General features: G+C 35.0%; 11 protein-coding genes and 1 tRNA gene. 8 read left to right on the forward strand and 4 right to left on the reverse strand.

Annotated features, from left to right (window positions below):
• The first annotated feature begins 7 nt into the window (after positions 1 to 7).
• The 4 genes from AC2A07_RS10440 to AC2A07_RS10455 all read left to right on the forward strand — a co-directional run bounded on the left by AC2A07_RS10440 (position 8) and on the right by AC2A07_RS10455 (position 3,776).
• On the forward strand, positions 8 to 2,005 hold the full coding sequence (locus tag AC2A07_RS10440; RefSeq protein ID WP_484050333.1) for a T9SS type A sorting domain-containing protein: 1,998 nt from the start codon (positions 8 to 10) through the stop codon (positions 2,003 to 2,005).
• Between the two features lie 14 nt (positions 2,006 to 2,019).
• On the forward strand, positions 2,020 to 2,235 hold the full coding sequence (locus AC2A07_RS10445) for a signal peptidase (RefSeq protein WP_484050334.1): 216 nt from the start codon (positions 2,020 to 2,022) through the stop codon (positions 2,233 to 2,235).
• Positions 2,236 to 2,374: 139 nt separating this feature from the next.
• Positions 2,375 to 3,658 carry a peroxiredoxin family protein gene (locus AC2A07_RS10450; protein ID WP_484050335.1) on the forward strand — a complete coding sequence of 428 codons (1,284 nt, stop codon included), beginning with the start codon at positions 2,375 to 2,377 and terminating at the stop codon, positions 3,656 to 3,658.
• Positions 3,659 to 3,702: 44 nt separating this feature from the next.
• Positions 3,703 to 3,776: transfer RNA gene (locus tag AC2A07_RS10455), tRNA-Met, on the forward strand.
• A gap of 1,143 nt (positions 3,777 to 4,919) precedes the next feature.
• On the opposite strand, the gene AC2A07_RS10460 is transcribed toward AC2A07_RS10455, so the two are convergent.
• Genes AC2A07_RS10460 through AC2A07_RS10475 form a run of 4 tightly spaced genes read right to left on the reverse strand, consistent with a single transcriptional unit; the run spans position 4,920 to position 8,973 of the window.
• Positions 4,920 to 5,978: a DUF3810 domain-containing protein gene (locus AC2A07_RS10460; RefSeq protein ID WP_484050336.1), complete on the reverse strand. Its 1,059-nt coding sequence runs from the start codon at positions 5,976 to 5,978 to the stop codon at positions 4,920 to 4,922.
• Complete coding sequence (locus tag AC2A07_RS10465) at positions 5,968 to 7,737, reverse strand: MFS transporter (protein ID WP_484050337.1); 1,770 nt, start codon at positions 7,735 to 7,737, stop codon at positions 5,968 to 5,970. The genes AC2A07_RS10460 and AC2A07_RS10465 overlap by 11 nt, the downstream gene beginning before the upstream one ends.
• Before the next feature lie 48 nt (positions 7,738 to 7,785).
• Positions 7,786 to 8,511, reverse strand: coding sequence for a lysophospholipid acyltransferase family protein (locus tag AC2A07_RS10470; protein WP_484050338.1), 726 nt, complete (start codon positions 8,509 to 8,511; stop codon positions 7,786 to 7,788).
• A 3-nt stretch (positions 8,512 to 8,514) separates the two neighbouring features.
• Positions 8,515 to 8,973 (reverse strand): GtrA family protein, encoded by a 459-nt coding sequence (locus AC2A07_RS10475; RefSeq protein WP_484050339.1) that lies wholly within the window; start codon positions 8,971 to 8,973, stop codon positions 8,515 to 8,517.
• A 227-nt stretch (positions 8,974 to 9,200) separates the two neighbouring features.
• Here AC2A07_RS10475 and AC2A07_RS10480 point away from each other — a divergent pair, with 227 nt between their 5' ends.
• The 4 genes from AC2A07_RS10480 to ruvA all read left to right on the forward strand — a co-directional run bounded on the left by AC2A07_RS10480 (position 9,201) and on the right by ruvA (position 13,456).
• Positions 9,201 to 9,464: a hypothetical protein gene (locus tag AC2A07_RS10480; protein ID WP_314498408.1), complete on the forward strand. Its 264-nt coding sequence runs from the start codon at positions 9,201 to 9,203 to the stop codon at positions 9,462 to 9,464.
• 86 nt (positions 9,465 to 9,550) lie between these two features.
• Complete coding sequence (locus tag AC2A07_RS10485; RefSeq protein WP_484050340.1) at positions 9,551 to 10,402, forward strand: BadF/BadG/BcrA/BcrD ATPase family protein; 852 nt, start codon at positions 9,551 to 9,553, stop codon at positions 10,400 to 10,402.
• A 16-nt stretch (positions 10,403 to 10,418) separates the two neighbouring features.
• Positions 10,419 to 12,707 carry an NADP-dependent malic enzyme gene (locus AC2A07_RS10490; protein ID WP_484050341.1) on the forward strand — a complete coding sequence of 763 codons (2,289 nt, stop codon included), beginning with the start codon at positions 10,419 to 10,421 and terminating at the stop codon, positions 12,705 to 12,707.
• A gap of 164 nt (positions 12,708 to 12,871) precedes the next feature.
• On the forward strand, positions 12,872 to 13,456 hold the full coding sequence (gene ruvA / locus AC2A07_RS10495) for a Holliday junction branch migration protein RuvA (RefSeq protein WP_484050342.1): 585 nt from the start codon (positions 12,872 to 12,874) through the stop codon (positions 13,454 to 13,456).
• Positions 13,457 to 13,458: the final 2 nt, after the last annotated feature.

Consider the following 13,458-nt stretch of genomic DNA (forward strand, 5'->3'; position numbering starts at 1 on the left):
ATATACAATGAAAAAAAATTTATTAGCTATAGGACTTTTAGCTATCGTTAATTCTGTTCAGGCGCAGGTTCTACTTCACGTAGATGACACAGCTAAAATGTACGTAAGCACTGGTACCCTCGTTTATAATGGTGGGGGACTGCAGACACGTGGTTCGGGTAATATTGATTTACACGGTAATTTAATGATCGAAGGTAATAATTCTACCGATGTTGTCAGAACAATTACTACTGCTACAGGGGCTGTTCCAAAATTAGACGGCGGAAATATCGTTATCAGACTGAATGATCTTACAAATTATGCAAGTTACGGCCAGTTATACATTAACGGTTTTGCCCAGACTTCTTTGGATAATGCTATTGTAAGTAAAGAGTTCAGAGCAAAAAGACAGGGTAATGGCAGTTATTTTCAACAGATCGCACTTCCGTTTTCCGGTAAAGCCGTGACTACTTTGAGTGCTGAATTTGGAAAGACATTTACTACGGCAAGATTCAGTCAGAATGAAATTCTGAAATGGAATAATGCAGCAGTTGTTTCTAATCACTACACAAATCTTGCTACTCTTACTCTTGATCCCACTGGTTATTACATGTTAGGCTCTAAGAATAATAATCTTAATACTGATCAGCCTCCTGCAAATATGCCTACGATAGCGCCGACTGCTACAGGAAGTGTTTTTACTTTGAATGGCAGGCCGTATGCAACTTTTGCTCCTGTAACTCTCGCCGGTGCCGGTGCAGGTATCTCATTTGGAGGCGGTGGAAATGCACTCAACCAGTATAATGAGAAATATAATACCTATCTTCAGGATAATTTAGAGACTACAGCAGGTGCAGGTGCATGGAATGGAAACTATGGTAGAAATATGTACCAGTTTGGAAATCCATTTTTTACCAACCTGGATATGGCAAGAATAGGGTATACAGAAGCAGGAAGTCCAGGTGATGGAAATGCTGTTGCCAATATTTGGGGTATTACCTATGATCCGGGAGCAATAGTCACTACATCAACGGGTACTACCTATGCTACCAGCCCTTTGACTGTTACTTTTGATCCATCGACCAATGTTCCGGTAGGTGATGTTACAATTTCTATTAAACCCATGCAGGCTTTTGTAATAAAATTACGTAACAACACATCTCAAACGCTGAATTTTAATACGTTAAGAAGATTCAGCAATGTTTCCAGAGCTGCAGGGACACCATACTCCGTAACAGCCCTTAAAAATACGAATACTACATCTAATTATACAGGTAGCGTAAAGCAATTAGGCGTAATTGCATTGGATGCTGCGGGCAATGAACTTGCAAGAACATATTATGTAGTTTCTCCTAATGCTACAACAGGTCATCAGGCTGACGCAAACACGTCTGTTCAGGCCGGTAATGCAGGAGGAAGTATCATTGGAACATTTGAGGAAAATCCAAATGGAGGATATGATTTAAACTATACTTCTTCTTACTGGTTATATATCAATGAAGCTAATGAAAATAATTTTTCAGGTAAAAATATTAAATTGGCCAATTATGATTTTGGAGTAAATAATAAAGCTGTCTCTTATAAATTTGAAATAAGAGAAAATGCAGAATTGGTTCCTGCCGACACCCATGTGCTCTCTTCAGGGACTGGTTTTTATTTTAAAGGTCCAAACGGAATCCTGCAGGAAGCTAAACAGGATGCTGTTGTGCCGATTTTAGGTGGTGAATATGATCTGTATTATGGACAACCTGCCAGTGTTTTAAGTACTCAGGATGTTAAGAAGCCGTCCAGAACTATGGTTGTATATAATCCTGCAATCACTAATTATATCGTTCGATTTGATCCTAATTGGAAAAAAGCAGATATTCAGGTTTTTGATATGAGTGGGAAATTATTAATAGCTCAAAAAGATGTTACCACGTCGAGAGATTTTGTAATTGAATTGGATAGTGCTCTTAAAAATTCTTATTTAGTTAAGATTGTGGCTGATAATGGAGAAATAGTAAATGCTAAAATCTTAAAATAATCACAAATATGAAAATGACTAACAAATTATTGACCTTTGTAACGGTCTTTGCAATTTACGTTGTAAATGCACAGTTGCCGCCGGCCCCAACCCCTCAGCCAGGTGGTCAGGGTGGTAACGGTACAGGAAGCCCCTCGATCCCTGTTGACATGTATGTATATGTTTTAGCAATTGCCGCAATTTTAATGATTGTTTATTTTGCAAAAAAATACAAGACTCAAAAAATATAAAAATTTTATTAAAATATTCTAAACTTCCTGATTAGTCAGGGAGTTTTTTTATTTTTACAGGATGAAGTCGGCAGTTATGTTCTTTTAAGAATAAGTATAACTGTCTGATTTTTTAATTAAAAATGATTTACATCTATCTATGAAAAAGATATTCTTAGTATCCGGAATGTTGTTTGCGTGCTCAATGCAGGCACAGTTTACTGTAAACATTCAGACACCTGCAGATTTCAAAGAAAAAGAAGCTATTTTATACACGCTTAACGGTTCAAAAGATATTATTGTTACCAAAGAACAGAACAAAAATAATTCATGGAATTTTAAATATCCTAAAAACTATTCGGGGATGATGAAAATCTATTTTCCGAATACCAATAACAGCATCACTTTCATCAGCGAAAATAAAGATGTAAGTATAAAGCTGGAAACACAAAATAATAAAGTTAAAAACATTATTTATCTTGATGAAGCGAATCAGTTAATGAGTAGTATCCAGGAATCGTCTCAAAAGAAAGAGCTTATCCTTCCTGCATTAACTCAGATCAAAGAGTATTATAAGGATACTACAGATTTTGGAAAAGCACTGAATACTGAAATCGGAAAACTTTCAGGGGCTGATGCGACAGACATTTCCAAACATCCATTCATATCTTATTATAATACCAATTATTCTAAATTTTTATCAAACAATCCTGCAAAAAAAACCAGTCAGGAAGAAGTAATTGAGTTCTTTGATAAGTCGAATGATATGCTTGAGTCCTCTTCATTAATAAGACCGATTTTAGTGTCTTTTCTGAATAATGGTGGAAATAATAATGTTGGGCAGTCAGTTGATAAGTTATTAGACCGGTTAAAGGTTGAGACGCCCCGTGGACAGACTGTTCTATCTGAACTCATCGATATCTTTGATGTCTATGATATGACAGAGTTTAAAAATAAATATCTTACTCTTGCGAAAAACCTTAAATGTACCATTACAGATAGGCTGGCATCCACTTTAAAGTCAAACGCAAATGTAGAAATAGGAGCTGTATTTCCAAATTACAAATTTCAGTCAGCAGTTAATACAACCGCTAAATCAATTGCAGATGTAAAAGCAGATAAAAAAGTCATTGTATTCTGGTCATCCTCATGTTCACACTGCGAGAGCGAACTTCCCAAGCTTCTTGAAAAGTATAATGAAATGAAAGCAAAAAATATCCAGGTAATCGGACTGTCCTTAGATTTGGAAAAAGATGCATATACCAGTAAAATTGCAGCGTTTCCGTGGATCAACGATTCGGAATTGAGAGGATGGAACAGTTCTTATGCGGATACGTATAATATTCATGCTACTCCTACCTATTTTATTTTAGATGCTAACAATAAGATTATCAATAAGCCAGAGCATGTAGGTGATGTTTTGACTTATTTAAATTTAAAATAATTTTGGTAGATGTTAAATATTTTATATATTTGCACCACCAAAAAGGCGAGGTAGCTCAGTCGGTTAGAGCGCAGGATTCATAACCCTGAGGTCACGGGTTCAATTCCCGTCTTCGCTACTCATAAAGGGTTGTAAGAAAATATTTTACAACCCTTTTCTATTTAGGTACAACATAGGTACAACAATTTCGAAGGAAAGAATATATTTTTATAAAAATTTCGTCAGCAGAATTTATTGTTTGTAGGTATTTGTAGTACAGATAATAAACTTTACATAGATTACGAAAAGATTACGAATAGAAATAAGTTTTCTATCTTAATCGTATTCATAATATTTTAGGATAATAACATAATATTATATTATGTTAAAAACTTGTAAAAAATATCAATTTTACATTTTAATTTTTTTATTAGTATTTTTAAAAAAATAAGCTGAATATCTGTTAATTATGAAACGTCTGATTTTGCATTGGCATTGGCTATACTTAAATCCGATTCTGCTCCGGATGAACGATTTGCCTGACTGTCTTCTTGTGATCTTTTTGCTGCTTGTAATGCGTGTGAGATAGCTTCTTAGCTAAAATTAAATTCTGACATAGTTTTTTAGTTTTTAGTTTTCTTACTCGTTTGGCTTTTCAGAATCCGCCCCGTTTTTAAAGTGGTTTCTAATCTCCACTGTTTCTGTAATATTACGATGTAAATCTACAGCGTTAAGAGATTGTATATCACAGTTTTAATACTGAATTTTTTATTTGCGTATTTATACTTAGGACTTTAGAATTGAAAATTAAAGTATGCTTCCCGGATGAGATACGAAAGAAATTGACGGAAAAAAAGCTGCCCAACTTTTAGGCAGACTCACTTTTTCTTATTCGACAGAGTATTGATTATCAATATAACAAAGCAAGAGCATTGATGACTGATCAATTTGATATTGTTCATCAAAAAATGAATGGCTATATATTTTCTTTTGATGGTATGGAATAAGATGATTTTATTATCTTCCGCTTTTAATGTTGATAATCAGGTTGTTAATTGATTACTTAAGTAATTTGATCTGGTTCATCAATACTGCTAAATGATAAGATCATAAAGTTTTCTTAAAATTTAATAAAAAGAGAGCGTGTGATTTTGAAATTTAAAATATTGTTGTATTTTTACAGAGCCTTGAATGAGGGAACAAGTCAAGGTAATAAATTTTTTTTCATCATTTGTGTTTTTAGAATCGTATCGCCTGATACGATTCTTTTTTTTGCATGTGATTAGTGATTCTCATATCTCACCAGCAAATCAATAAAATAAGAATAGGTGACAGCACCTTCCTGCTGATTGCTTTTGAGGAAGAGATTGTTGGTAAATCCAAAAAAATCATTAAGCCAGCCCTTATGCCTATCAGCAAATTTCTTTTCGAAAGCACGGTCTCTTTTCATCCCATCAGAATAATTTTTAAGTGCTGTCTCAACGAACTTTTCATCTTCATAAAGAATAGAGTTAAGAAGACTTTTTAATGTGAAATATTCTGTACTATATCTCAGTTCCGGGTTAGTTGAATTAATGCCTGTCAGATAACCAATGAAATTAGCTTCCTGTTCCCTGGCAAACCCGAGCTGGTGAGAGCTTTCGTGAGCTAATGTAAAAGGCAGATAAGAAGAAGGTAACTCTGCATTGTATTGGGCTTCCGCAGTGAATGGATTATAATATCCTAAAATACCTGTAAAACTCATGAAGCTTTTAAACAGGCTTGGCTTAAAAGAGTTTATTTCATCCGTTTTTTTATCAGAAATATAAGATGGGATTTTCTTTTGCCTACTGAGTATCTCATTCTGAATATTTTTTAAGCTTGTAACAGTAAAAACGCCCTGCTTATTTTCATGGACAAGCAATCTTGTATGTCTGCATTTTTCAAGATATTTTAAAGCTAAATTTTTTCTCTTATCTAATGTGATTTTGGTCTCAGGAAATTTTGAAATAATAGGTTTATGGAAATAAAGCATTCCCCAAAAAATCTGATATAGAAAGTAAAAGATGTTGATCAGAATCAATAATTTTAAAAATGATGCATTTCTGGTTTTTTTTTTAAAACATCTGATAATCAAATATAAAAAAACAACGCCTGACAAAATGTACAATACATCTCCTGCTGAAAACGGAATCCCCGAAAATAGAAACTGATGAGCCTTCTTTTGAATTTCAAAAAAAAAATCAAAAGCAGAAACTGTAAATTTAAGCTTCGAAAAAGAAAAAAACAAAAGAATTTGGACAACTAATACAGTTGCCCAAAATTTCTTTTTCTGATATGTTTTTGATGGATTAATGTGCATTTTCAGATTCTAAAATATCAACATTGATTCCCTGATTACTCAAAGCTTTTCTTGCCATGTAAGCAAAAACAGTAATGTACGCAAAACAAAGTACCGGAATAATATATGAACTGTGAATTCCTATAATATCAGAAAGTTTCCCCTGCAATGGCGGAATAATACCTCCTCCCAAAATCATCATAACTAAAAATGCCGAACCCTGAGCAGTATACTTTCCTAACCCGGTAATTGCCAGAGTAAAAATCGATGGCCACATAATACTACAGGCTAAACCGCCTGAAAGAAATGCGTAAATAGCAATATTTCCTGTCGTAAGCAAACCTACGATCATAGCAGTGACACCAAAAAGACCGAATATAATCAAGGTTAATGCAGGTTTATTTTTACTTACCAAGAATAAAATTACCTGAATTACAATACATATTGCGTAGTAATATAGATGCGACATATCTTTTTGCGCAATAATATTAATACCTATAATAACAAAAAATGCTATAAACGGAACAATAATGGTCGCAATCATCTGTTGTTGTTTGTTGAGGTTAAAAACACTGATTGCACCAGTCCATCTGCCAATCATTAAGCTTCCCCAATACATAGAAATATAAGGTGCTAAATCAGAAGACTGATGATCTCCAAATTCAGGTAAACTCAAAAGCTCTCCCAAATTACTCCCGATAGCAACTTCTACTCCTACATAAGCAAGAATGGCAAGCATGCCCAGAACAAGCTGCGGATATTTCATAGCGCCCCATCCTTCCGGGTTTTTCTTAGAACTGGTGTTGGCATAGACCAAACATAAAACTACTGCTAACAATGCACCTCCTAAATAGTACATTCTCGTTTTTTCCAAAGGATGTTTTACTTCCTGAAGCTCTGCTTTTTTAGTATCAATATTTTTTTGAATAGTCTGTATGGCAGCAACATCAGTTTCAGTTTTTTTGCTGTTATCTAAAGCTGTTATATCGTAGTTGAGTACTTCAATCTTTTTTGCAGCGTCAGAATTGTAACTTGCAAAAACCGGAATAAAACAAAGAATAACCAAAGCGGTCATTGCGATTAAATTTTTTCTTGCCTTTCCTGCTTTTTCCATCGGTTCTGTGGAAATTCCTGCGGGTAGTTTTTTAGAAAAATAAAAAATTCCGGCTGCAATTAAAAATAATGCTCCTACTGCAGTGTAAAGTAAAATTACCTTATCAAGTGCTAAATTTTTTATCTGATCATCATCTACTGTAGCTGTCGTTCCAAAAAGTGCCAGACCTACAATGATCGGGCCGATAGAAGTACCGAAAGAGTTTACACCTCCTGCAAGATTCTGTCTGCTGGTTCCTGTTTTGGGATCACCCAGTAAAACAGCGAAAGGGTTTGCTGCAGTTTGTTGAATAGAAAAACCTAATGCTACAACAAACAAACCGATAAGCATTCCGTAATACACGTTACTTTTTACGGCTATAATCATAATTGCAGCTCCTACTGCTGAAAGTAAAAGTCCATAGACTATACTTTTTTTATACCCCCATTTTCCTATAATATCAATACCTTTTATTGTACTGAAGATAAAAAGCAGTAATGCTCCGAGAAAATATGCAGTGTAAAAAGCAAAATCGATCAGCTGTGACTGAAACTGGTCGAGAGAAAAATAGTTTTTACAGAACGGAATAAAAATGCTGTTCCCTGCTGCAATAAAACCCCAGAAAAAAAACACCAATATAAGTGTATAAAGTGCTGGATAATTAGTTGGTTGAGTTGTTTTAGACATATTTGTTTTTAAAAAAATCTTAACAACAAATATAATTTTTTTCTACGATTAACCGAGATCTGTTAACGTTTTTTTTATGGCCTCGAAAGATGATGATTTTAAATCTTTCGGAGATGCTTCAGGTTCCAGAATATCATTGAAATAAACCTTAACTTTACCTGGAAAACCTTTAGAATGCTCAAAAGGGAACATTTCTTTCAGACCGATGAAAGTAAATACTGCGATCGGAGAATGGTGTTTTGAAGATAAAGTAAATGCGCCGTCTTTGAATTGATCAAGAATAACAGAAGTATCATCAGGAACACCACCTTCTGGAAAAATTACAATACTGTTCCCTTCTTCCATTTTTTCGGCACATCTGCGGTAAACATCAGCCCGGCTTCTTGGGCTGCTCCGGTCTACCATCACACAGATTCTTTTATATATTGTTCCGAAAATAGGTATTTTGACCAGTTCTATCTTTCCAACGTAACAGAGAGGATGATTTGGAAAAAGAATGCAGGGCAACATGATGTCCATAATCGAAGTATGATTGGAAATGACAACATACTGTGTGTTTTTATCTATCTTTTTATCAGTAAGGCTGATCAGTTCATATCGCATTCCCATACCGTAGAAAACTCCGTAACACCAAATTCGTATAAAGATATACGCATATTTATAGGTTTTTTTATTCAGAGAAAACAGGTAAACGGGCAGTCCTAAAATAATGGTCAGCAAAAATGCCAGAACAACCAGCCAGAACCTCCAGAAATAATTTAAAATTTTTACCACAAATCAACCGTTAAAAATTACTTTTTTCTTTACAGAATAGTTAAGAATGGAAACGAGCAGAATCGCTGAGATTTTGCTGGTCATTTCCGGACTCAAGGTATAAAAAATTAAATCAATATTCTCCTTAAATATGAAGCTGTAAAATATCTGGAAAAAAAATAAGCTTAATAAGGTAGACACGAACGATACTCCCATGAAATATATAAATTCCCTTTTTTTTGAATACTTCCCTCTCTCAAAAACAAACCATATACTCAAAAAGTAGTTGGAGAGAATTCCGCAACTCGTCGAGAAAATATTACTTAGGGGATAGTGGATGCCGTGAAAATTCTGTTCCTGAGAAAATATCTGTGGAAGATAAGTGCTGAAGATCTTAAAACTCCCAATTTCTACAATGGCACTCAGTCCGCCGGCAAGGATGAAAAAAAGGACTTGTCTGTAGCGCAGTATTAGTTCTCTCATGTAATTTAGTAATATGCAAATTTATAACTATATGTTAAACAGTGAAAAAAGTTGTTAATTTTTTTTTTCGTTTAAAAATAATATCTAAATTTAATTTTCAGAAAGAAACAAATCTACCTGATACTAAATTCATTTTCAACTCATTCTGTTGTGGGTTTTCTATCTTGTATTAAGTGATTGGGAGGCATTACTCAATTTTCACACATTAAAAAAAATCAAATATTTGTATGAAATATCAAAACAAATACAGGAAATTTCAGCTTCAGCAAAAAAATATCGAAGCCTTGGAAAAAGAGAATACACGTTTTAAGAGAGTCTATTCAGAATATGAAAATATGTCAGATGAGCTTTGGAATCTAGAAAACAAAGAGGGAGATCCTATTCCCGACGACTTTATTAATGCTATGGTGATGCAGACATCCTACCTTGAAGAAGAGATAGAAGACTGGCTAATACAGTTTAACCAAAATAAAACCGAAATCAAAAGCTGAGCTTAATCATTAACCGGGGTTTCGGCATCTGTTTGTACAGGCTATTTAAAGATAAATTCATAATTTAGCACTCTTAAATAAGAATTATGGTTGCTATTGTTGATAGTGGTTCTACAAAATCAGACTGGGTAATATTAGATGAATTTAAAAATGTTTTCTTAAAAACTGAAACCATTGGTTTCAATCCCAATTTTATCAGCAGAGAACTCATTGTTCCTGAAATCGAAAAAAATATAAGTTTAACGTCCGTCAAAAATTCAATCACCAAGATTTATTTTTATGGTTCAGGTTGTGGTATTCAACAAAACTGTGAAACGATCAAAAACGAATTGGGAAGAGTTTTTATCAATGCAGCCATCAGTGTCAGAGAAGATCTTGCTGCGGCAGCCTATGCGGCTTATAATGGTAAGCCAGCCATTATCTGTATTATGGGAACCGGATCTAACTCGTGTTTTTTTGATGGAGAGAATTTAAAAATAAAACTTCCTTCACTTGGTATTCTAATGGGTGACGAAGGAAGTGGAAGTGCTATTGGAAAACAGCTCGTACGGCGGTATTTTATGCAGAAACTTCCTCAGGATCTTCATAAAGAATTTGAAGATTCCTATCATCTGACAATCGATGAGGCGTTGAAAAATATGTATCACAGTACAAGACCCAATGCTTTTCTTGCAGATTTCAATAAATTCGTCGTTGAGAGAAAAGAGCATCCTTATTTTATACAGATGGTTTCCGAGGAAATGAAAAATTTCTTCGAATATCAGGTTGTTCCATATGAGGAATCCAAAATGTCAGAGATTAATTTTATCGGGTCAATCGCTTACTATTACGAAAATATTCTACGTTCTGTAGCTTCAGAACTTCAGTTAAATGTGGGACACGTTGTGCAGAAGCCTATTGAAAGTTTAGTGAACTACCATATTAAATATATACTATAAAAAAACATAAAATTCTATGTCGAATAAAACTCACCGCGACGAAAAAAATTTCAATCAGGCTGCATTAGATTATCATAAGGCAGAACCAAAAGGCAAAATTGAAGTCATTCCTTCAAAGCCGCACTCTTCGCAGAGGGATTTGTCTTTGGCATATTCTCCGGGTGTTGCAGTACCCTGTATGGAGATACATCATAATCCTGAAACAGTATATGATTATACAGGAAAAGGAAATCTTGTTGCTGTAATCTCAAACGGAACAGCGGTACTTGGTTTAGGGGATATCGGGGCTGAAGCTTCGAAACCTGTGATGGAGGGGAAAGGTCTGTTGTTTAAAATTTTTGCTGATATCAATGTCTTTGATATTGAAATTGATGAAAAGGATCCGGATAAATTTATCCAGATTGTAAAAGGTATAGCACCAACTTTCGGAGGGATTAACCTTGAAGATATCAAAGCTCCTGAAGCTTTTTATATCGAACAAAAATTAAAAGAGGAACTGGATATTCCTTTGATGCATGATGATCAGCACGGAACCGCAATTATTTCAGCTGCTGCATTGATCAACGCACTTCAGATTGCCAACAAAAATATTGAAGAAGTAAAAATGGTGGTCAACGGAGCAGGAGCAGCTGCAGTTGCATGTACCAATCTTTATATTTCTTTAGGTTTAAAAAGAGAGAATGTCCTGATGTGCGACAGCAAAGGGGTTATCAATCATAAAAGAGAAAACCTTACACCTGAAAAAATAGATTTTGTAGCGAATACAGAACTTGAAACATTAGAGGACGCTGTAAAAGGTTCAGACGTTTTCATAGGTTTATCAAAAGGGAACGTGATGACCCCTGACATGTTAAGCAGCATGGCAGATAATCCTATCGTTTTTGCGCTGGCAAATCCGGATCCTGAGATTGCTTACGACCTTGCAATGGAGACGAGAAAAGATGTCATTATGGCTACAGGGAGAAGTGATTATCCTAATCAGGTCAACAACGTTTTAGGTTTCCCGTATATATTCCGTGGTGCATTGGACGTGCAGGCAAAAGGTATTAATGAAGAAATGAAACTGGCTGCCGTTCACGCGATTGCCAATCTGGCTAAAGAACCTGTACCTGAAGCCGTTATTTTAGCCTATAATGTTCAGAATCTGCAGTTCGGACGAGAGTATTTTATTCCGAAACCATTTGACAACCGATTGATTACAAAAGTGTCAAGCGCAGTGGCGAAAGCTGCTATTGACAGTGGAATCGCAAGAAAAGCTATTGCTGATTTTGATGAATACGAAACTCAGCTTCTTGACAGGATGGGAAGAGACGAGAAATTAGTGAGAATGATGCAGAACCGCGCTAAAGCAAATCCTAAGAGAATTACTTTGGGCAATGCTGAAGAATATAACGTCTTGAAAGCAGCTCAGATTCTTTACGAAGAAGGAATTGCTTACCCGATTCTTCTGGGAGATAAAAAATATGTCAAAGAACAGATGGAGCGTTTCGGAATCGATATTGACGTCCCGATTATTGATCCTACCGACGATGACCAGAAAGAAAACAGAAAAAAATACAGGGAAACACTTTGGAAACTTCGTCAGAGAAAAGGGATGAATGAGTACAAAGCAAAAAGATATGTTCGCCAGAGAGATTACTTTGGACCGCTCATGTTGAAGCATGGCGATACAGATGGATTGATCATCGGTTTTTCTAAAAATTATGTTTCTACCTTAAGGCCTGTTTTGGAAGTTATCGAAAAAGAAAAGGGGGTTGAAAAAGTTGCGGCAATGATGATGATTCTTTCTGAAAAGAAACCTATTTTCTTCGCAGATACTTCAATCAATCAGAATCCAACCGCTGAAGATTTGGTGAATATTGCTAAGATGGCAGAACACACGGTAAAATCTTTCGCTATAGAACCGAGAATCGCTATGCTTGGATTTGAAAACTTTTCAGCCATTTCTGAAACTTCGAAAAAGGTAGCTAAAGCAGTAAACATTCTTCATGAGAAATTTCCTAAAATGATTGTTGATGGTGAAATTCAGCCCGACTTTGCGATGAATGCCGATCATTTAAGTGATTATCCATTTTCCAAACTGGGAACAACTCCGGCAAATACTTTTATTTTCCCGAATCTTGAATCTGCGAATTTATCTTATAAAATTATCAGAGGAATGAAGGTTGCACAGGTAATCGGACCGATTCTCATGGGACTGAAACAGCCGGTTCACGTTCTGCAGATGCGTTCAAGCGTAGATGAAATCGTGAACCTCGCGACAGTAGCGGTTCTGGATGCGCAAAGAAGAGAAAATAAAAAATAAATACTGCATTTTCAAAATATAAAAACTCCAAATTTTTGGAGTTTTTTGTTTTTAAACTAAATCTTTGTCTTTCTTATGACAAAAAAAGTTAAATATCATTCTTGTGTTAAATGAATTTATTACTTAGTTTAAATTACTATATTTGGAAGTTATAAAATTTAATAATGATATTTTCTTTACAAGGAATTGTTCAGGAGCTTACACCGACTTATGTAGTCATCAACGTCAATGGCGTAGGATACTATATAGGAATCAGTCTAATGACTTCACAGACTCTGACACTCAATCAGGAATCCATGCTTTTTATTCAGCAGATTATACGCGAAGACGCACATTTGCTATTTGGCTTTAAGAGCCGTTCTGAAAAAGAAATGTTTAATCTCTTAATAAGTGTCAACGGAGTTGGTGCTGTTTCAGCATTAATTTTATTATCAACCCTTAGTCTTACGGAGATTGCTACGGCTATACTTTCCAAAAATAGTGCCGTAATTCAGAAAGCAAAAGGTCTTGGAACAAAAACAGCAGAAAGGATCATTGTAGATCTGAAAGATAAAGTCGGGAAATTCGGTACTGCAGAAGAAAATAATTCTGCGTTGATCAATAATAAAAATAAGGATGAGGCGTTATCTGCATTAGAAGTTTTAGGGATTTCCAAGAGAATGAGTGAGAAGATTGCTGATCGGATGATCAAGCAGAATCCTGAGATTTCTGTTGAAGAATTGGTAAAACAAATTTTAAAAAATATTTAACT

This window comes from Chryseobacterium sp. HNCC26DJ238 (genome assembly GCF_057180465.1).

Coding starts and splice junctions, on each gene's coding strand:
- AC2A07_RS10440 (WP_484050333.1), top strand. CDS start 8: ATGAAAAAAAATTTATTAGCTATAGGACTTTTAGCTATCGTTAATTCT.
- AC2A07_RS10445 (WP_484050334.1), top strand. CDS start 2,020: ATGACTAACAAATTATTGACCTTTGTAACGGTCTTTGCAATTTACGTT.
- AC2A07_RS10450 (WP_484050335.1), top strand. CDS start 2,375: ATGAAAAAGATATTCTTAGTATCCGGAATGTTGTTTGCGTGCTCAATG.
- AC2A07_RS10460 (WP_484050336.1), bottom strand. CDS start 5,978: ATGCACATTAATCCATCAAAAACATATCAGAAAAAGAAATTTTGGGCA.
- AC2A07_RS10465 (WP_484050337.1), bottom strand. CDS start 7,737: ATGTCTAAAACAACTCAACCAACTAATTATCCAGCACTTTATACACTT.
- AC2A07_RS10475 (WP_484050339.1), bottom strand. CDS start 8,973: ATGAGAGAACTAATACTGCGCTACAGACAAGTCCTTTTTTTCATCCTT.
- AC2A07_RS10480 (WP_314498408.1), top strand. CDS start 9,201: ATGAAATATCAAAACAAATACAGGAAATTTCAGCTTCAGCAAAAAAAT.
- AC2A07_RS10485 (WP_484050340.1), top strand. CDS start 9,551: ATGGTTGCTATTGTTGATAGTGGTTCTACAAAATCAGACTGGGTAATA.
- AC2A07_RS10490 (WP_484050341.1), top strand. CDS start 10,419: ATGTCGAATAAAACTCACCGCGACGAAAAAAATTTCAATCAGGCTGCA.
- ruvA (WP_484050342.1), top strand. CDS start 12,872: ATGATATTTTCTTTACAAGGAATTGTTCAGGAGCTTACACCGACTTAT.